The sequence below is a fragment of the Pseudoalteromonas sp. S1609 genome, from assembly GCF_005887255.1.
Taxonomy (GTDB): domain Bacteria; phylum Pseudomonadota; class Gammaproteobacteria; order Enterobacterales; family Alteromonadaceae; genus Pseudoalteromonas.
Genome location: NZ_PNDJ01000052.1, coordinates 22,158 through 42,070 on the forward strand (window position 1 = coordinate 22,158; position 19,913 = coordinate 42,070).

Genomic DNA, 19,913 nt, shown 5'->3' on the forward strand with positions numbered 1-19,913 from the left:
AGGCTCATAACTTCCTTAGATTGGTTTAATAAAAATAACCTATTTTCAAAGAGAGCTGTTGGTTACTTTTTCTCATCCAATAAAGTAACTAACATTTGCTCGATATTTTTTACACTGTAGGTCAATGAGCGAATCAGTTCGACTTGGCTTGGTGGCTCGTCTTGTTTTGCTTGAACGGGTTGTTCTGCAGTGAGGTTATCTTTTTGCGTTAAAATGGCTTCACGAAATTCACTGGCATCAACTACCCCAAGTAACGATACCAACGCACCATGTCCGACTGTCCTGCTGTTTCAAAACTTAAACGGTATAAGCCAAACATGCGCATTAGCGGCCCCTGACTCAACCCGACATCAGTGATTTTTTCTAGTGGAATCGATTTTTCTTCTTTAAATAAAATACCGCGTTTAACCACTAGCTTGCGCTCTAGTAAATCGGCCGACATAGCGGCTAATACTCTACTTGCGACTAGCCACACTAAAAGTAATACAACGGGTAAAAGCACAATAGTTACAACTGGAAAAAGGCTAAATATTGCAGCTAAGCACATCCAGTACTGTTTTACCTTGTTATCAAAAGTGGCACTTTTTAAAGTTATATTAGACATCGTTTTATTACTTTTAAATTATAGTATTTTTAAGTTACATTAATTATAATTTGTACACAATTCAACCACCTTGATAGTTACAATCCAATAACCACTTTAATTGCCAGCGCAATAAATACCGCACCTAACAGCCTATCTAACCATATATTTTGTTTAGTAAAACCAAAGCGCCTTTTAGACACCTCAGTGAGTAAGGCTACCAATAAATACCAGCCGGTATCTATCACGAAAACCGTTAAGCACATAACAACGCCAATACTTAGAGTAAGATTCTCTGGGTCAATAAATTGTGAAAATAATGCCAGAAAGAAAATTGCTAGCTTAGGGTTTAAAAATGCAATGGCAAAGCCATCTTGTAACGCCTTAGAACTGCTCACGTCGCTTTGCTGAATATGTAGCTCGCTGTCGCTGGGTTTTGAAAATAGTATTTTCAAACCTAAATACGCTAAATAGGCTGCCCCTAAATACACTAAAAATTGGTACACAGTAGGAAATTGCAACATCAATGCACCTAATCCCAACAGTGAAGCTGCGGCATATAAGCCCACTCCAAAACCATGGCTTAATGCTGCCAGCATGCCATTTTTCATGCCACCGCTTAAGCTATGTTTTAATACCACAGCTAAACTGGGCCCAGGCGACATTGCCCCCATCATGCACACCAGTGCTAAGCTCAACCATAATGATAACGCCATTAGTAACCCTTATATTTCTTCATTTTCAATTAGTAATGCATAACCATGCACCTGCCCATAAAAGCCTGTCAATGGCACTGCGTTTATTACTTTCCAACCGTCTTGGCTTAATTCCTGTATGCGATCATTTAGTCGACTATATCTACCCCACCCAAAAAACGGGACTTTCTGAATTCGATTACTTTTTGCATTACAAATACCTGCTTTATAGGCTGTATTCAAAATCGTAATGATGAATACCTTGCTCAATCCGTATTTTCATACTGCCAGTTAGTCCTGCTAGCTCATCAGTGCCTGAGTCGGGCACCACTTTTAAACTTAAGCTGTCTTGGCCTTTGTCCATAATACCAAAATGCTGCAGTACAAAACTGCCTTTCTTGCCCTCAAGCTCGCCTATCACTTGCTCTATTGCAACATAACCAGCGCTGCCTTGGGTGGGAGTCATGGCGCTAAGCATTTCGCCTTGGCTAGTTGCCGTTAAGCTGCCAGTAAATTTTTTATCAATCGACATCCGACCTAAATTAACGCCTTGCTGTCCATGTGCATACCCTTCTATAGGCGCTAATGTAACGGTAAACTCGCCTGTTATCTGTTTAGTTGTCATAATTTTTCCCTATTGATGATTTTTAATACTATTGATTTTTAATCTATTGATGCCATATCTATACCTTAATCATCAATAAGAATCTACTATGCCTACAGACAAGCCTGCTTCAGATAAAGCCGCCTTTAGCGCTTTATTGCCTATATTCAATTTTATTAAGCCTTATAAATGGGTGGTTTTAGGGGCTCTAGTAGCATTACTTGCCACCGCAGGAGTTAATTTATCGCTAGGCCAAGGCGTTAAGTTTGTGATTGATCATGGCTTTATTGCCGGCTCGCAAGCGCAATTACAACAAGCTGTTTTGGTATTAATTGGCTTGATCAGTTTATTGGCAGTGGGTACATTCAGCCGATTTTATTTAATGTCGTGGATTGGCGAGCGAGTCAGTAATGACATTCGAAAAGCTGTATTCAATCGTATTGTTACTTTGCATCCGAGTTACTTTGAAGAAAATCGCAGCGGCGAGCTGATGTCGCGACTCACCACCGACACTACCTTATTACAATCTATTATCGGCTCATCATTTTCTATGGCGCTGCGAAGCGCGCTAATGTTAGTCGGTGGTTTAATTATGCTGCTTGTAACTAATTTAAAGCTTACCTTAGTGGTGGTTGCCTGCGTCCCTTTAGTACTGGTGCCTATGTTGGTTTTTGGAAAAAAAGTACGCAAACTAGCAAGTTCTAGCCAAGATGCGATTGCAGATATCAGCACCTACGCGGGTGAGATCATTCAAAATATAAAAGTGGTACAGAGTTATAGCCATGAACAGCAAGAGCAATCTGCTTTTGCTAATGAAACCGAAAAGGCCTTTAACGTTGCCAAAAGCCGCATTAAACAACGTTCGTTTTTAATTGCAGCAGTTATTTTTCTTACCTTTAGCGCTATTAGTGCCATGCTCTGGGTAGGCGGTAGTGATGTGCTCGCAGGCACTATGACGGGCGGTGAACTTGGCGCGTTTGTATTTTATGCCATTATGGTGGCCATGTCGGTTGCCACCGTCGCAGAGGTTTACGGTGAATTACAACGCGCCGCAGGAGCAGCAGCAAGGTTACTCGAGCTACTTGCGGTTGAAAGTAAAATACAAAATCCCGAAATTCCACAAGATGATCAGTTGCATACAACTACCAGTAATAGTGCAATTTCACTTGAAGGTATTAGTTTTAATTACCCTTCTCGCCCTGATGTAAGCGCATTAAATAATATCAGCCTAAATATTGAAACAGGAAAAACCGTGGCTATTGTTGGCCCTTCAGGTGCCGGTAAAACCACCTTGTTTGAACTGTTACAGCGTTTTTATGACCCTGCCAGCGGAGCGATTAAGTTTCATAATATAAATATTAAACAGTTGTCATTAAATACCTTGCGTAACAAAATGGGTATGGTGGCACAAAACCCGATTTTATTTAGCGCTGATGTTATGCATAACATTCGCTATGGAAACCCAAGCGCCAGTGACGAGCAAGTTTATACGGCCGCCAAACATGCCCATGCTGATGAATTTATAAAACAGTTACCACAAGGCTATAACAGCTTCTTAGGTGAACAAGGTGTAAGGCTATCGGGTGGGCAAAAGCAGCGTATTGTTCTTGCTCGCGCCATTTTAAAAGACCCAGAAATACTGCTACTTGATGAGGCTACCAGCGCGCTTGATGCGCAAAGCGAGCATCATGTTCAGGCCGCACTTGAACACTTAATGCAAAATAGAACAACGCTGATTATTGCCCATAGACTGGCCACGGTAAAACATGCCGATATGATTGTGGTAATGGAAAATGGCGAAATAAAAGCTATAGGCACTCATCAGCAATTAATGGCAAGTAACCCTTTGTATCAAAAACTATGTGAATTACAGTTTAATTTAGATTGATTGCATTTTAGTTGCTACTTCTTTTTAAGCCATTTATTCATTGCGGTATCGTAAGCCTCAGTTAGCTTAGTTTTATCGCACTTTACACCAGCTATATAACTTTCGGGCAAGTCATTTTTTGGCATAACCCCTGCACCAACGGATACCTTTCTAAAACAGCTATCACCTCGTCGATAAGTGGTAAATTGCATATTTTGCTGCTCTATTTTTAATAGTGGCTTTACCTTGCCTGCATGCTCTTTTGGGACTGTAATACGCTTTTTCTGAGGGTCACTCTTTGCAGTATCAGAATAGCCAGTTTGTTGCTGTAAAATACTGTTGAGTCCTTTGTTTAAATCGATCTTTTTATAAGGCTTTAAAATTACAGGCTGAGTATTTTTCGTGATGGTATTTAGCGGCTTAGTCGTTTTCTCTGTTTTTTTATAATTAATATTTAGTGGTTTTGATTGGGTTGCATTAATAGGCTCAATAGATTTAATTTCTGTATTTTTATTTGTATGAGCGCGTTGTTGAGGGACTTGTTGTGTTGCTTTAATTTTAGCTGGCACACTTACCATATACGCTTTAATGGGGATTGATTGCGGTGGTTTTATGTCAGGTGCTTTTAATGTGGCAGCAAAAAGCAAAACTAATCCGTGTAAACATATTGATAAAATAATTGCCGTGCGCCACGCTGCCATAAATATGTCCTTATCGAAGAACTATTTGTGACAGCTAACGCAGGCAAAAGTGCCATTAAAATATACAAAACCACGCATTTGCGCGGTTTTAGCTATTAACCTTGTGTATTAGGCACTATTTGAATTTCGACGCGGCGGTTTTGCGCACGACCATTCGCGGTATCGTTAGTGGCAATTGGGCGTGATTCACCAAAGCCGCTCGTGCTTACTCGTGCAGCCATAATTTGTTGGTTTACCAAGTAATTTTTTACACTTTGTGCACGCTGCTCTGAAAGAGTCATGTTGTAACTATCTTTGCCCGTGCTGTCGGTGTGACCTTCAACACTTAAGTAGGTTTTTTCGTATTTATTCATTACATTTGCTATCGCATTTAGAGTGTCATGAAAGCCCGATGAAATATAAGATTGATCAGTCGCAAACGTAATATTAGAGGGCATCACTAAGCGTAAGTTATCACCTTCACGTACCACTTCAACTCCCGAACCTGCTAGTTCATCACGAAAAGCAGCTTCTTGTTTATCCATGTAATCACCTACAGCTGCACCCGCTAGCGCACCAATAGCTGCACCAATAAAAATACGTTTATCTTTGTGGTTACCTGTAGCTTTACCTAAAATTCCCCCTGCTGCAGCACCAATAGCGGCGCCTTTACCCGTGTTATTCATTTCACAGCCAGAAAGTAATACGGCAACGACAGTGACACTTAAAAGTGATTTGGTTAACATCATGGTAATTTCCTATTCATTTAGAATTTATTATTGCAATTATGCAAACATTTGTATGAACCAAAAATGAAGAGTAACGTAAAACACGTATTATTACTTACTTCATACGGACTAATGATAGCGTTTCATAAAAATGTCATACTTATTTGTGACACTTTAATGATTTATCAAAAAGGCGATGGCCACTATGTTAATTGCGATTTTTAGGCAGTTTTTTTTGCTTGGCTGCATGAGTTTTGGCGGCCCTGCCGCCCATTTAGGTTACTTTAAACATCACTTTGTTGATTCGCTGCGCTGGTTAAGTATCAGTCGCTATTCACAGCTAATAAGCCTCAGCCAAGCTCTGCCTGGCCCTGGCTCTAGTCAGGTTAGCTTTGCAATTGGAGTAGAGCGTGCAGGTGTACTCGGTGGCATCACCGCATTTATTGGTTTTACCTTGCCTTCTTTTTTAATAATGACACTGCTTGCTATTAGTGCTCACCAATTTGACGCCGTTTATTTTGCTGTGATCACCGGATTGAAGCTCTTTGCTGTAGTGATTGTTGCCGATGCGACCCTTAGTATGGCCAAAAGCTTTTGCAGCAACCTAATCCTTAAGCTAATTGCAGTTATAAGCACCCTAGCTCTTGTTCTACTGCCGATGTTAGGTACACAAATTATTATTTTACTTATTGCAGCCGCAGTCGGCGCTATCTGGCCACTCTTAAAATTAAGTGATTTATCACAGCAAACTAGCAGTGATCAGGGGAAAGTTAACTGGGTTGCACTTAGTTTATTTGCGCTACTGCTTGGAGTTAGCTTTATTCCAATAGGGCAAGAATTTGCGTTATTTGCGCCTTTTTACCAAGCTGGTGCTATGGTATTTGGTGGCGGGCATGTTGTGTTGCCAGTACTTCAAGCGGGTGTGCCAACGTTAAGTGATGATCAATTTTTAACGGCTTACGCCAGTGCTCAGGCTATACCTGGGCCTATGTTTACAATAGCCACCTACTTAGGCGCGCAGCTAAATACCGAGCAGCCAATAATGGGCGCAATCATAGCTACATTATTGATATTTACCCCAGGGTTTTTACTGATGTTGGCATTTCAGAAAAGCTGGATTAATTTAGCCAGTAAGCCCCGCTTTGCCAGCTCAATTGCCGCGCTTAATGCCGCCGTAGTTGGTTTTTTAGCTGCAGCATTGTATTCGCCCATTTGGACTTCAGCTATTAATAGTGTGTGGCATATTGCATTAGTGATTGCTGCATTTGCGTGGCTGCGTATGAAAAAGCCACCTATTTGGTGGCTATTACTATTGTTTATTGGTGTTGGCCTTGGACAGCATTATTGGGCACTTTAATACTAGGTTTGCCCGCCATATTCACCCCGTCAGCTGGGCTTAACTGCCCACTGACACTTTGATAAGCGCGCAGTCCAAACACCGGTAATACGGCCAGTAAATGATCCATAATTTCAGCTTGTAAATGCTCGTACGATATCCAACGTTTGTCTTCACTAAAGCAGTAAAACTCAATCGGGAGGCCATGGTTAAGCGGTTGTAGTTCACGCACCATGAGTGTGAGCGAGGTATTGATTTTACTGTGTTGTTTTAAGTAACCCTCTGCATAGCGACGAAATAGCCCTAAGTTAGACACCGGATCGGGAAGTGTGCCTAGTCGAATATATTCTTGCAGTGGTATTGCCGCTTCTATTTGCGCTTTAAAGTCATCATCAACTAAAAAGATGCTGTTCATATCAATGTTTAAAGAACGTTTAATACGTCGCCCACCAGACTCCTGCATACCGCGCCAGTTTTTAAATGAACCGGCCACCAGCATATAAGTGGGTATAGTCGTTATGGTGTTGTCCCAGTTACGCACTTTTACAGTATTAAGTCCTAAATCAATTACTTCGCCATCGGCGCCGTAGTTATCTACTTGGATCCAGTCTCCATAGGTCACTAAGCGGTTGGCAGCAATTTGAATGCTGGCGACAAAACCTAATATGGTGTCTTTAAATACTAATAAAGTAACAGCGGCGATCGCACCAAAACCAGAGAGAATATAAGTCGGAGATTTTTCAAGCACAATACTAACAATTAATATTGAACACACAATAAAGGTGATCAGCTTCACTACTTGAATTAGCCCTTGAATAGGCACTTCGCGGGCAAAGTCTAGTTGGTTATAAATAGCGCCAGCAATGCTCACTATGCTGCTAATAATAAAACCTATATAAATAATTAATAATGCTTGGCCAATGGTTTTAAGGATCTCTTGGGCAATTTCATTAACGGGATAAACACTATCAAATGTGGCTAAAAAAAGTACACAGCATAACAAGCAAGCAATTCGTTTATTCAGCTTGGTCAGCATAGGTGACAATGAACCAATACGCTCAGGCGAGAGTTTAGTCACCACCTTTTGAATACCCGGTAACATTAAGCGACGGGTAAATAAGTAAACAAATAATAAAGAAAGGATGCCAATAGATGAGGCCGTGATCGCACTGAGAAAAAAAGCATCGGGGACTTTTTCAAACCAAGGAGTAATTAGCTCCTGTAGGTGTGTTTTGGTCATGGTATTTCAATTTCCTTACTGGGAGTTAATTCAGTACTAGCTTGCTGAATATGAATAGCGCTTAATTGCTTATCTTTTTTTGTCCATAAATTATTTAAATATTGCTGAAACTCGGCTCTAAATGCGTGATCTGTTTGGTAACTGCCAATCATCTGTGTATTTATTGGCATCACCTCAATTGTAATATTAATAGACTCCAACTCGCCTTTTAAAATATTACGACACACATGATCTGACTTACCGCTATACACTAAACTAGTGTTAAGCATAGCGTCAAATTGCTCGTTTAAAACTTCTAAGGCAAAAGCAGTTCCACCAGCCTTAGGCTTTAATAAATGCTGAAAAGGGCTTTGTTGATGCTTATGCTTTTGCGCAGTAAAACGTGTACCTTCTACAAAATTAACTATGGTTGTAGGATGATGACGAAAGTTACGGCAACTGCGCTTAGTGCGCTCGACATCTAAGCCTTTTAAATTGGGGTTTTTTGCCAATTGCGCTTTGCTCACCCGTTTCATAAAGGGCATACCCATTGCCCACGCACCAGTGCCTATAAATGGCACATACTTAAGCTCATCTTTTAAAAAAAACTTAGGAGCTGGCAATGCATCCAACGAGCTTAATACCGCAATATCAAGCCAGCTAATATGATTACTGATTAGCAAATACCAACTATTGGCATTCACCTCCCCACTAATATTAACTTTAATATCATTACAGCCTAGCCATAACCCTAAGCGGTTACCTTTACACCACCCCTTGTAGGCACTGTGTAATAATTTACTTACTACGGGTATGGGCAAAACCAATTTAACTAACCCTAGGATAAGTACTAATGCGCCAAATATTATTAAATTAGCGAATAAAACACAGCCAACAATTAAGCCATTTAACCAATTAGGTAACCATTTTTTTAGCATAACTGTTAGCTCATTTTTTATTTTTGTTTGAAATTAACGAGCGTCTGGTTCTTTTCTTCCCACACGCGATTTAATTCAGTTTGAAAACGTACTCTAAAGTCAGGATCATTTGTGTAATCACCAATTAAGTCGTCACTAACGCCTTTTACTTCAACATGTACATCAATGTGTTTTACTTTACCGGCTGCAAAATCCATAAAAGTAGGAATGCCCTCAGGGTAATGAATAGTGACATTTACCACCTTAGAAATTTGCTCACCCATAGCTTGCATTACAAAAGCCACACCACCCGCTTTCGGTTTAAGTAAGTGAGGAAACGGGCTATTTTGGCGCGCATGCTTTTGCGCTGTAAAACGCGTACCTTCAACAAAGTTAACCACACTAACCGGCATTTCTTTAAATTTTTCACACGCTTTACGAGTCGTTTCTAAATCTTTACCACGCAATTTAGGATTCTTTTTTAATTGGCTTTTACTGGTGCGGGTCATAAAAGGAAAGTCGAGCGCCCACCAACACAAACCTAAAACAGGTACATAAATAAGCTCTTTTTTCAAAAAGAAGTTTAAAAAAGGTATTTTGCGGTTAAACACTCGCTGTAACACTAAAATATCCACCCAGCTTTGGTGGTTCGCGATAACTAGGTACCAATCTTTCAATTTTAGCTCTTCTAGACCGGTTACATTTAGCTTTGTTGACGTTAATAACGTTTGATTTAGCGTGTTAAACGTCACCCAAATAGAGGCACACTGCTTGGCTGTCCAGCTCATTAATTTTTGCAGCCCCTTAATTGGGATTAGCTTAACGATGCCACAAATAAAAATAGGTACAAACCAAAAAAGAGTGTTTATTGTGTAAAAGAAAATACTAAATACACTGCGAATAACTGACATTACTTCTATTCCTTTAAACATCGCGCAGCCACGAATGACCGCGCTTAACTATGCAACTAAATTAATCTTCAAAATAGGTGTAGCCTTCAAGCCCTGCATTAAGCTCGGCTAGGTACCCTTCTTTACAGTGTTCTGATACATCAAGTTTATTAATTTGAGTGGCAAAGTTATCAGCTAATAACTCGCTATCATAATCAACAAATTTTAATACATCCTTAACGCTGTCACCTTTAATGGCATTGGTTAACACATATCCTTGCTCATTAAGCTCAACATGAACTGAATCGGTATCACCAAATAAGTTATGTAAATCACCTAAGATCTCTTGGTATGCCCCTACCATAAACATCGCAATATGATACTGCTGACCTTGTGTATATTCAGGAATAGGTAAACTGGTTTCAATTCCTGCACCTTCAACGTACTCACGTATTTGCCCGTCAGAATCACAAGTAATGTCTTGGATAATAGCGCGCTGAGTAAGCGGCTGCGTTAGGTTTTCGATGGGCATAACCGGAAATAACTGCTGAATGCCCCACACATCGGGTAACGACTGAAATAATGAAAAATTCACAAACAGTTTATCGGCTAGTTTTTCGTTTAAATCATCCAGCACTTCGCGGTGAGCTCGTGCATTAGAGCTTAATGAAGCACGAACGCGATGTAAAACAGTAAAGTAAAGCTGCTCTATTTTCGCCCACTCTAGCATGCTTACTAAACCATGTACGTATTGATCGTGTGCTTCACTAAATAAGTGCATTGCATCATGATAAATCTCTAATGCCATACGCGGGTTCAAACGTTGTAAACACTGCCACATTTCATCCAATACTAAGGCACTGTTTTTAACAGGTGGTTCTGGGTTTAAATGATTTGGTGCTTTTTCAACATCAATCACATCGGTAATAAGCACCGCATGATGTGCAGTAAGAGCACGGCCAGATTCGGTAATAATTGCAGGGTGAGCTAAGTTATGTTGGTCGCATACCTCGGCAAATGCATTTACTACATTACGCGCATATTCTTCAACTGTGTAATTCATTGAGCAAGCACTACGTGAGCCTGAGCCTTCGTAGTCAACGCCAAGCCCGCCACCCACATCAACAGTATTGAGCGGTACACCGTATTGAGTTAATTCAGCAAAATGGCGAGCACATTCTCGCAAAGCACGATGAATATCGCGAATATTGGCAATTTGAGAACCAATATGAAAATGTACCATTTGCATTAAATGCAACTTGTTATGTTGCTTGAGCACTTCCACTGCACTGAGTACTTGTCCTGCAGTTAAGCCAAACTTACCTTTTTCACCACCGGTATTTTGCCATTTACCTTTACCAACCGAATTTAAGCGAATACGAATACCAATAGCAGGCTCAATACCTAAATTATCAATTTCTTCCAGCAGTGTGGTTAGCTCAGAGAGTTTTTCAACCACAATTTTAACGCTGTGCCCCATTGCTTGACCAATACAGGCTAAACGTAAAAATTCACTGTCTTTGTAGCCGTTACATACAATAGTAATAGGCTCTTTTGCCACACCTAAAATTGCCATTAGTTCAGGTTTAGAACCGGCTTCAAGCCCCACTAAACCACTTGGGTGTGCTAAAAGCTTACTTACTACAGAACGCTGTTGATTTACTTTTATAGGGTAAACACAGGTGTATTTACCATTATATTCACGGTTGCTACGCGCTTGAGTAAACGCATTGGTGAGCGTATCTACACGATTTTTTAAAATATCGGTAAAGCGCACCAATACAGGTAAGGTTAATCCTTGCTGTTTAAATTGCTCAGTAAGCTGGCTTAAAGAAATGGCAGGTTTTGTTTGGTCGCCATCCGGATAGGCTATCAATTCACCTTGTGCGTTAATATCAAAATAACCATCGCTCCAATGAGCAACATTGTATGTAGCACGTGCTGTTTCTAAACCCCAAGTCATGGCAACTCTTCTTTATTAAATTAGGTGTAAAGGGGCATTTTAATACGTCACTATCTGCTAAGCTAACAAAAATTGAACTTTCCCCTCTTTATAGCTAACTTTATTCGCTAAAGAGCGTAAAATTTGATTGAGCAATAGCGCAAGCACTGGCAGAATTGCCTCCTTTTTTCATACTCAACCAAAAGTGTAACAACAACTATGGCAAATTTAGATCAAAGTAAGTGGTTTACTGAAATTAGCGACCGCGATGGCAGCGCATTTTCATTACGTATTAACAAAAAGTTAGATGAAAAACAGTCTCCTTTTCAAAAAGTAGAAATGTTTGAAACCACAGACTTTGGTAATTTAATGATCATTGATGGTTGCACTATGGTGAGTAGCCGTGAAAACTTTTTTTATCATGAAATGATCAGCCACCCAGCATTACTAGCACACCCAAACCCTAAAAATGTGGTTATTATTGGCGGCGGCGATTGCGGTACATTACGTGAAGTGCTTAAGCACCCAAGTGTAGAAACTGTGACACAAATCGATATTGACGAAGTAGTTACCCAAATGTCGTTAAAGTACTTCCCAGAGTTATGTGAATCAAATAACGATCCACGTGCCACTGTGATGTTTGACGATGGCATTAAATATATGCGTGAAGCAGCTGGTGAGTCTATTGATGTAGTGATTGTTGATGGAACTGATCCGGTAGGCCCTGGTGAGGGTTTATTTAACCATGCGTTTTATACTAGCTGTTTAAACGCACTTCGCCCTGGTGGAATACTCGTACAACAAAGTGAATCGCCACTTATGCATATGCCACTACTGGTTGAAATGCGCGAAGCTATGCTAAGTGTTGGTTTTAACGACTTGCAAACCCTGCCATTCCCACAACCTATTTACCCAAGTGGTTTATGGTCAGTGACGCTAGCTCGCAAATCTGAAGCATTTAACGGTTTTAGAGAAGATGGCGCAGCAATTATTGCTGAGCATAGTGAATACTACAATGGCGGTATTCATCACGGTGCACTCGCAACACCTAATTACATGAAACGCGCTTTTAACAAAAAATAAAAAGCCATTAATACAAAGTAGGGCTCGCAAGAGCCCTTATCTGTTTCAATTTGTTATTCTTCCAACTAAAACCGAAACTGAGCATTTAATGCTATTTGCTGCTGCGATATTCTCGATGCTTCATTCATAGCTACTCGGTTATCTGCTTGGCTATGAAGCGCTGACCCCTCAACACCTATTTGCCATTGTGGTGTAAGCTGATAACGCCAAGTTGCTGTTAGTCCCTCGCCATGACTAGCATTAGGGTCAAACTTCCAATCGTCTTTGTCTGTCACCTCAAAATAATCGTAACGTACTGAGAAACGGTGGCGTTTTATTTTATGACTCAATAATGCAAAATGACTATAAAATCGAGTATCAACGCCGCGTTTTTGACCCATAGCCGTACCACCCGACATTATTTGGATAATTAATCGTGTTTTCGGTGTAAATTTATTTAACCATGCGACACTTAAAAATCGAGTATCCCAGGCATATTGACCCGTATTATAATTAAGAGCGCCAGGGTCACCATTGTTATCATAGTAGTACACCCGCAACTGAGACTTTTTTAAATAATCCCAATGCCCACCAACGTAATAACCAAATCGCCCATCGACCTCTTCAAACGGTAAAACTTGGTTTGCTTGAAATTGTAACTGTGGAGTATTTAAAGACGCTACAGGCGCAAAAGCGAGAGCCTCATTAAATGTTGTTTGGCGATCATGCAAAGCAAAGCCTCGCCAAGCGAGTAATGTCCCCGCAGGATCGTTACCTTTAAATGTCGCACCAACCAAACTAAAACTATGGGCACTATTAAAATTACGGGCTGGGCGTTTAATTGTTGCTTCAACACCTAGCGTTCGCAGCTCTTCACCTACCCAAGAGTTAATTGCCGAATTGGTATAGTTATATGCAGATAACCAGCCCATATCAGGATTTTCTAATGACAATTGTGGATAAAAGCCACCCACTTTAATATGCCATTTATAATCACTGCGAACTAAAGGTTTATATTGCAGATAAGCCTGACTAACCCCCAAGGTACTTTTTGGATCTTGATATAAATTAACTACAGCATGGGCAGACCAGCTGGAACTTATATCTGCAATTAAATTAATAATTCCCTGAGATAAAACCACACCTTGATTAGCCGCATCATGGCGATATAAACCAATTCCACCCTCTTGCCAGCTTAGTTGTGAATCACCTTGCACAGCCCTTACTTGCAGCAAACCTTTAACTTGTGCGTTGGCTGAAAAAACACTCAACAAGCAAATAACAACGGCTAAGCGCAATAGACTATTCATAATCGTCAAACTCATCAACTTCAACCCTAATAGGCAAAATTAGTTTTTGTTTTAACTGATAACTTAATTTATTGTTGGTTATAACAACTTCTTGCGACTCTATGTTGCTAATATCTCTAAAGCCTTCATGCCAAACATTTAGTTTATAGGCTCCATTTGGGATATCGAACGATGCTACTCCTTGCTCATTGGTGATTGCATAATATGGGCTATCCACAATAACAATGTAACCCAACATCCAATCATGAATATTACAACCAAGCTCCACAACTCCTGTTTGTTCAAATGTAATTGGATCTTGTGGTTGTTCTCGATAAAGCTTTAATTCAAATGTTTTGCTTTTAGAAAATGAATACACGTGATGCATTATCGAGTCAGCGTTAGGAAATTCAACTTGGCTGTTTTTTTCAACGACTAAGATATGTGGCGTAAATTGGCGATTCTTTTGTGTCATAGTGAAAAGTGATTTATTTATATTCACGCCAGAGGCTTGCTCTGGAGCTAGCCAAACAACAACATTTTCTTGAACTTTTTGGTTGTTATTATAAACAGTAACCGTTGCTGCACTGCTCTTAAAAACAATGATACAACCTAAAATAGCGAGTAAAATTTTCAGCATATTTTCTTCTTGTTAAATTCTTTTTATTTATTATAGAACTAAATTACATAAAGTTTTGCAGATTAATTAACACACTCTTTTTTAGCTAATTAATTGAATACGTATGCAGCTATCTCGTAATAGTGTGTTCATCACTTTATGCTCATAACCTACGGTTTGACATCAAGGACACACAATGAGATTACCTTTACTACTAGTTGCTTTACTTGCAAGCAGTGCTTTTGCAAAAGAGGCTACGCTGAAATCACCTGATCAAAAAATTAAAATTACCATTTCTGATCAATCATCATCCCCTCATTACTCTATTAGCTTTAATGGTAAGCCTGTTATCGAGCAGTCACGCTTAGGTTTTAGATTTAAAAGCCAAGCACCATTTGATGACGGCTTTGTTATTAGTGAAGTAACTCGCTCACAAACCGATAGCCAATGGCAGCAACCTTGGGGAGAGCGTCAAACCGTTGTTGATAAGCACAATGAAATTGCTGTTACCTTTAATAAACCGGCTCCCAACGCTGGCACATACACTGTGCGATTTAAAGCTTTTGATAGCGGTGTAGGGTTTCGCTATGAAGTCCCTAAACAAGTCGGTTTTGAAAAAACTGAAATTACTAAAGAACTGACCGAATTTGCGATTGCCGCAAAAGATAAAGCCACCGCATGGTGGATACCGGCTCGCGGTTGGAACCGTTATGAATATGTCTATAACACCACAAACTTGCAAGATGCTGCACTCGCTCATACCCCTTTTACCTTTAAAAATGGTAACGGTGTACATGTCAGCATTCATGAAGCAGCTCTAGTAGATTATGCAGGGATGGTGCTTAACCAGCGTCGCCCTGGTACGTTTAGTGCCGATTTAACGCCATGGTCTGATGGCATTGCCGTTAAGAAGCAAGGCGCATTCAACACTCCTTGGCGCACCATTCAAATAGGTGAGCGAGCGATAGACTTAGTTAATTCTGATATTATTTTAAACCTGAATGAACCAAATAAGCTCGGTGATATGTCGTGGGTCAAACCAGGTAAATATGTAGGTATTTGGTGGGGAATGCACATCAATGAAACAACTTGGGGCAGTGGAGAAAAACACGGTGCCACCACAAAAAATACTAAATACTATATGGACTTTGCCGCTGAGTATGGCTTTGACGGCGTATTAGTTGAAGGTTGGAACACAGGTTGGGATGGCGACTGGTTTTATAATGGTGATGTATTTAGCTTTACTCAGCCTTATGACGATTTCGATATTGTAGCGCTTACACAGTACGGTAAAGAAAAAGGGGTACAGTTAATTGGTCACCATGAAACCTCTGGCAATGTCAGCAATTATCGCGACCAAATGGAAGATGCTTTTGCGCTTTATGAAAAATCGAATGTAAGCCAAATAAAAACCGGTTATGTGGCCGATGGTGGCAATATAAAACGCATAGATGAAAACGGCATTGCCCGCTTTGAATGGCATGACGGCCAATTTATGGTAAATGAATACTTACATAACATTAAACTTGCCGCTAAATACAAGCTAAGCATCAACACGCATGAACCAATAAAAGACACGGGTCTGCGCCGCACTTACCCTAACTGGATTGCCCGTGAAGGTGCGCGTGGTCAAGAGTTTAACGCATGGGGCACACCGCCCAATCCACCAGAACACATTCCCATGCTTGCCTTTACGCGTATGCTGGCAGGACCAATGGACTTTACCCCTGGTATTTTTGATATGAGCTTTAATGGCTTAGGGGACGAGACAAATCGCCCACAAACCACACTAGCAAAGCAATTAGCATTGTATGTAGTAATGTACAGCCCAATTCAAATGGCGGCGGATTTACCACGGAATTATTTAGCTAAACCCGATGCTTTTCAGTTCATTCAAGACGTACCGACCGATTGGCAGCAAAGTATTGCGCTTGATGGCGAAGTAGGCGACTTTATTGTATTTGCACGCAAAGAGCGCAAGCGCGATAACTATTCAGGGAACGATTGGTACTTAGGTGCAGTTACCGATGAAAATGCCCGCACCATTGAGGTTAAACTCGACTTTTTAGATAAAGATAAACAGTTTGAAGCGCAAATCTACCAAGACGGTAAAAACGCTGAGTGGAAGAACAATCCTTATGATTTAAGCATTGAAAAACGTACTGTTACCGCAAATGATAAACTCACATTAAAATTGGTCACCAGTGGCGGTACAGCCATTCGTTTTAAAGCCCTCTAGTAGTTAATCTGAACTCTAGATAATAAATTAACGCTATCTGCAACCATGCAGATAGCGTTATTAGCTTGGATTAGTAACCTTTATTGGTAGGTATATTTGCGCACTTAAACCACCTTCAGGGCGATTAGAGAGCACCACCTTGCCGCCATGCATATCGATAATACGCTTAATAATTGCAAGGCCTAGGCCGCTACCTTCACTACCGCGAGCTGCATCACCTTGTTTAAACGGCTCAAACACAGACTCCAACTCGCTTTCAGGAATACCCGGACCACTATCGTTGACCGCAATAACCACATATTTTTTATTGGAATTAAAATAACTGAGTACTTCAATATCACCCTCTGAGTAGCGTAGTGCATTTTCTATCATATTGGTCACTACTCGCTTAATCGCGACACTACTTATGGGAATTTTTCCAATATTAGGATTCGGTTTAAACGTGATCGCACGTTGATGCTTAAGCTCACTTTGTACGACTTCACCAAGGAGCGCATTAATATCTTCGCAGGTTTGTTCTTCACGTTTATGATGGCGTAAATATTCGATAAATTGATCGATAATGCCATTCATATCTTCAATATCGTAAATAATGCCTTCACGTAAATAATCATCTTCATCAACCATCATTTCTGTGGCTAAACGAATACGCGTAAGCGGTGTGCGTAAATCATGAGAAACACCGGCCATAAGTAATCGACGGTCGTTTTCAAGGGCAGCAATACCTCGCGACATTTGATTAAAGGCGCGCGTTACCTCAATAACCTCACTCGACCCTTGCTCTTGTAACTTGGTACTAAAGTCGCCCACCCCTACTTTTATCGCAGCTTGTTGTAATGCTTTTAGTGGTCGGTTCAAATGCCTGGCAAATAACCAACCTCCTAGTACACTTAAGAAGCCGATACTAGAAAGATAAAAGGTTAAAAACTCAAGGTTACTTTCTTTAAACCCGGTGAGTGGCACTTTGACCCAATAACCCGGCGCCTGCGGAGCTTCTACCCAATAAATAAGCGGATCAGTTTGACTAATGCGCACCCGAGAAAAGCCATTTAATTGCTCAGACATACTACGCGATAGCCCAGAATACTCACGACTTTGGCCTAAACCATTACGCATAGCTTCACGCTGAGTCATTACTTCAATGCCGGTTATTTCAAAAAACTTCTCAGAGACTTCATCGGTGACTTCAACGCCATCTTCCCAATCAATAAACACGGTTTTAATTTGCTTAGCCAGCATTAAATTAACTTGTTCAATGGTGGGTTTAACTACATATAAACTTACCGTGACGTAGGAGACTATTTGGTTAATAAGCAACAAAGCGGCAACCAAAAATACGGTTTGTCCAAACGCACTACGCGGAAACATTCCCATAATGATTACTTTTCACCGTCAGGAACAAATACATAACCTAAACCCCATACCGTTTGAATATAGCGAGGGTTAGCGGCATCGACTTCGATCATTCTACGAAGACGTGATACTTGAACATCAATACTGCGCTCAAGCGCACTGTAGTCTCGCCCTCTAGCTAAGTTCATTAATTTATCACGACTTAATGGCTCACGCGGATGAGACACTAACGCTTTTAGCACCGCAAATTCACCACTAGTGAGTGACACCGTGTTATCGCCTTCACTCATTTCGCGGGTGGCTAAATTTAGGGTAAATTTACCAAACGCAATTAAGTTCTCCTGCGCTGAAGGCGCCCCTGGTACTTCTTTTGATTGGCGACGTAAAATAGCTTTTATACGTGCTAATAGCTCGCGAGGGTTAAATGGTTTCGGAATATAATCGTCAGCGCCGAGTTCTAGGCCAATAATGCGGTCTACTTCATCACCTTTGGCGGTAAGCATAACAATAGGGATTTGGTTTTCTTTTTGGCGTAAACGTCTACAAATAGAAAGCCCATCTTCGCCGGGCAGCATTAAATCAAGTACCATTAGATGAAAGTTTTCACGCTCAATTAGTCTATCCATTTGCTCTGAATCGGCAGCTGTTCTGACAATAAACCCTTGCTCTACTAAATAACGCTCCAGCAAACTACGCAAACGTTTATCGTCATCAACCACCAATACTTTTACTGTCTCTTGTCCCATAATTTGTTGCTTATTTTTATAATTTATTAATCGTTAATATAAATGAAAAACTTAATAATAAAAAACTAATTAAGTGCTTAGATTGTTACTGAACATTTCAAATTCATTGATAGCTATTTTATCTCGACAAGCTGCCTTTATTTTAATACCTTGCCACACATGAAGATTAAACAAGAACTCAGCGTGAAAACAAATTTAATTACTCGCGAAGGTTATTTACAACTGCAGCAAGAACATGATCATCTTTGGAATGAAAAACGCCCAGAAGTAACTAAAATAGTGAGCTGGGCTGCTAGTCTAGGTGATCGCTCTGAAAACGCAGACTATCAGTACAACAAACGTTTACTACGCCAAATTGACCGTCGTGTTCGCTATTTACGAAAACGCATCCCCGATCTAAAAATTGTTGACTACTCACCCGTACAAGACGGCAAAGTTTTTTTTGGAGCGTGGGTAGAAATAGAAAACGAGGCCGGTGAGTGTAAAAATTTTAGAATTGTCGGCCCCGATGAAATTTATGATCGCAACGACTATATTTCTATCGATTCACCAATGGCGCGAGCGCTATTAAAAAAACAAGTAGACGATGATTTTGAGGTCATGACTCCTCAAGGTGCTAAGCAGTGGTACGTAAATAACATTACCTATCAAAAATGACAGCGCTTAGTTTTGATTCAGATCACATTAACTTTTTATTGTTTATATTATCTGAGTAAGCTATAACTAAAGTTACTCAAGTAATGTTGTATTAACTTGAGAGTAGTTAATTAAGGTCACCATTATGTCAAACATAACAGCGCGCATATTACACAATGCCCTCGTGTTTGCACTCTTCATGAGTGTGAGTTTGACATTGCATGGCGCACCTAAAAATAACAAACTTGATGCTGGTTTTGCTCCAGCTGAATTTATTGTTTGTGACTCCCCTGACCAAGCAAACCTCGACACCGATATAGATTCTCATGTTGGTGTTATTGCGCTTAGAGAAATCCAACCACTTCCTTTAGCGTTTTTCTTTCATTATGAAAGTCGATTTTTAGCCACTGCCTACAGTAATGCAAACCCGCGAGCGCCACCCGTTATTTAATTTAATAACTTGCTTTTAAACATTATTAAATTTTTATAACTATTTATTTAGGTGGAT

The 19,913-nt window shown here is 40.3% G+C and carries 18 protein-coding genes and 2 pseudogenes; 6 read left to right on the plus strand and 14 right to left on the minus strand.

Annotation, left to right across the window (positions count from 1 at the left end; translation table 11 throughout):
- Window positions 1–62 precede the first annotated feature (62 nt).
- The 4 genes and pseudogenes from CWB76_RS13585 to CWB76_RS13600 form a co-directional block, all read right to left on the minus strand.
- Window positions 63–604 (minus strand): annotated as a pseudogene (locus CWB76_RS13585) (PH domain-containing protein).
- Window positions 605–681: 77 nt separating this feature from the next.
- Complete coding sequence (locus CWB76_RS13590; RefSeq protein ID WP_138608302.1) at window positions 682–1,299, minus strand: LysE family translocator; 618 nt, start codon at window positions 1,297–1,299, stop codon at window positions 682–684.
- A gap of 9 nt (window positions 1,300–1,308) precedes the next feature.
- Window positions 1,309–1,490: pseudogene (locus tag CWB76_RS20495) on the minus strand (hypothetical protein).
- Window positions 1,491–1,504: 14 nt separating this feature from the next.
- Window positions 1,505–1,903 (minus strand): DUF3224 domain-containing protein, encoded by a 399-nt coding sequence (locus CWB76_RS13600; protein ID WP_138608304.1) that lies wholly within the window; start codon window positions 1,901–1,903, stop codon window positions 1,505–1,507.
- 88 nt (window positions 1,904–1,991) lie between these two features.
- Here CWB76_RS13600 and CWB76_RS13605 point away from each other — a divergent pair, with 88 nt between their 5' ends.
- Window positions 1,992–3,770 (plus strand): ABC transporter transmembrane domain-containing protein, encoded by a 1,779-nt coding sequence (locus CWB76_RS13605; protein ID WP_138608306.1) that lies wholly within the window; start codon window positions 1,992–1,994, stop codon window positions 3,768–3,770.
- Window positions 3,771–3,784: 14 nt separating this feature from the next.
- On the opposite strand, the gene CWB76_RS13610 is transcribed toward CWB76_RS13605, so the two are convergent.
- Both CWB76_RS13610 and CWB76_RS13615 read right to left on the minus strand, forming a co-directional pair.
- On the minus strand, window positions 3,785–4,450 hold the full coding sequence (locus CWB76_RS13610) for a hypothetical protein (protein WP_138608307.1): 666 nt from the start codon (window positions 4,448–4,450) through the stop codon (window positions 3,785–3,787).
- Between the two features lie 95 nt (window positions 4,451–4,545).
- On the minus strand, window positions 4,546–5,178 hold the full coding sequence (locus CWB76_RS13615; RefSeq protein ID WP_138608309.1) for a YiaD family glycine zipper/OmpA-like lipoprotein: 633 nt from the start codon (window positions 5,176–5,178) through the stop codon (window positions 4,546–4,548).
- Window positions 5,179–5,362: 184 nt separating this feature from the next.
- Here CWB76_RS13615 and chrA point away from each other — a divergent pair, with 184 nt between their 5' ends.
- A complete protein-coding gene (chrA, locus tag CWB76_RS13620; RefSeq protein ID WP_138608311.1) occupies window positions 5,363–6,514 on the plus strand; it encodes a chromate efflux transporter in 1,152 nt (383 codons plus the stop codon).
- On the opposite strand, the gene CWB76_RS13625 is transcribed toward chrA, so the two are convergent.
- The 4 genes from CWB76_RS13625 to speA form a co-directional block, all read right to left on the minus strand.
- Window positions 6,474–7,733, minus strand: coding sequence for a mechanosensitive ion channel family protein (locus CWB76_RS13625; RefSeq protein WP_055012721.1), 1,260 nt, complete (start codon window positions 7,731–7,733; stop codon window positions 6,474–6,476). The two genes, chrA and CWB76_RS13625, sit on opposite strands and share 41 nt — an antisense overlap.
- The gene (yihG, locus tag CWB76_RS13630; protein WP_138608313.1) at window positions 7,730–8,650 is read right to left on the minus strand and encodes a 1-acylglycerol-3-phosphate O-acyltransferase, YihG family; all 921 of its coding nucleotides are present in this window, start codon (window positions 8,648–8,650) and stop codon (window positions 7,730–7,732) included. Before yihG (CWB76_RS13630) ends, CWB76_RS13625 begins: the two co-directional genes overlap by 4 nt.
- Before the next feature lie 17 nt (window positions 8,651–8,667).
- On the minus strand, window positions 8,668–9,540 hold the full coding sequence (yihG, locus tag CWB76_RS13635) for a 1-acylglycerol-3-phosphate O-acyltransferase, YihG family (protein WP_138608315.1): 873 nt from the start codon (window positions 9,538–9,540) through the stop codon (window positions 8,668–8,670).
- Between the two features lie 61 nt (window positions 9,541–9,601).
- Window positions 9,602–11,482, minus strand: a complete 1,881-nt coding sequence (speA, locus tag CWB76_RS13640) for a biosynthetic arginine decarboxylase (RefSeq protein WP_138608317.1) — start codon at window positions 11,480–11,482, stop codon at window positions 9,602–9,604.
- 198 nt (window positions 11,483–11,680) lie between these two features.
- Here speA and speE point away from each other — a divergent pair, with 198 nt between their 5' ends.
- Window positions 11,681–12,544: a polyamine aminopropyltransferase gene (speE, locus tag CWB76_RS13645; protein ID WP_138608318.1), complete on the plus strand. Its 864-nt coding sequence runs from the start codon at window positions 11,681–11,683 to the stop codon at window positions 12,542–12,544.
- 65 nt (window positions 12,545–12,609) lie between these two features.
- On the opposite strand, the gene CWB76_RS13650 is transcribed toward speE, so the two are convergent.
- Window positions 12,610–13,833 carry a hypothetical protein gene (locus CWB76_RS13650; protein WP_502704765.1) on the minus strand — a complete coding sequence of 408 codons (1,224 nt, stop codon included), beginning with the start codon at window positions 13,831–13,833 and terminating at the stop codon, window positions 12,610–12,612.
- Window positions 13,826–14,452, minus strand: a complete 627-nt coding sequence (locus tag CWB76_RS13655) for a methylamine utilization protein (RefSeq protein WP_138608322.1) — start codon at window positions 14,450–14,452, stop codon at window positions 13,826–13,828. The genes CWB76_RS13650 and CWB76_RS13655 overlap by 8 nt, the downstream gene beginning before the upstream one ends.
- A 175-nt stretch (window positions 14,453–14,627) precedes the next feature.
- On the opposite strand from CWB76_RS13655, the gene CWB76_RS13660 reads away from it, so the two are divergent.
- The gene (locus tag CWB76_RS13660) at window positions 14,628–16,670 is read left to right on the plus strand and encodes a glycoside hydrolase family 97 protein (protein ID WP_138608324.1); all 2,043 of its coding nucleotides are present in this window, start codon (window positions 14,628–14,630) and stop codon (window positions 16,668–16,670) included.
- A gap of 60 nt (window positions 16,671–16,730) precedes the next feature.
- Here the strand turns inward: CWB76_RS13660 and envZ are convergent, their stop codons facing one another.
- Together envZ and ompR are read right to left on the minus strand one after the other, a co-directional pair.
- A complete protein-coding gene (gene envZ, locus CWB76_RS13665) occupies window positions 16,731–18,044 on the minus strand; it encodes a two-component system sensor histidine kinase EnvZ (RefSeq protein WP_054202834.1) in 1,314 nt (437 codons plus the stop codon).
- A gap of 5 nt (window positions 18,045–18,049) precedes the next feature.
- Entirely contained in the window at window positions 18,050–18,769 is a 720-nt protein-coding gene (ompR, locus tag CWB76_RS13670; RefSeq protein WP_008109519.1) for an osmolarity response regulator transcription factor OmpR, read from the minus strand.
- Window positions 18,770–18,952: 183 nt separating this feature from the next.
- On the opposite strand from ompR, the gene greB reads away from it, so the two are divergent.
- Window positions 18,953–19,426, plus strand: a complete 474-nt coding sequence (gene greB / locus CWB76_RS13675; protein ID WP_010392431.1) for a transcription elongation factor GreB — start codon at window positions 18,953–18,955, stop codon at window positions 19,424–19,426.
- 124 nt (window positions 19,427–19,550) lie between these two features.
- A complete protein-coding gene (locus CWB76_RS13680; protein WP_138608326.1) occupies window positions 19,551–19,856 on the plus strand; it encodes a hypothetical protein in 306 nt (101 codons plus the stop codon).
- Window positions 19,857–19,913: the final 57 nt, after the last annotated feature.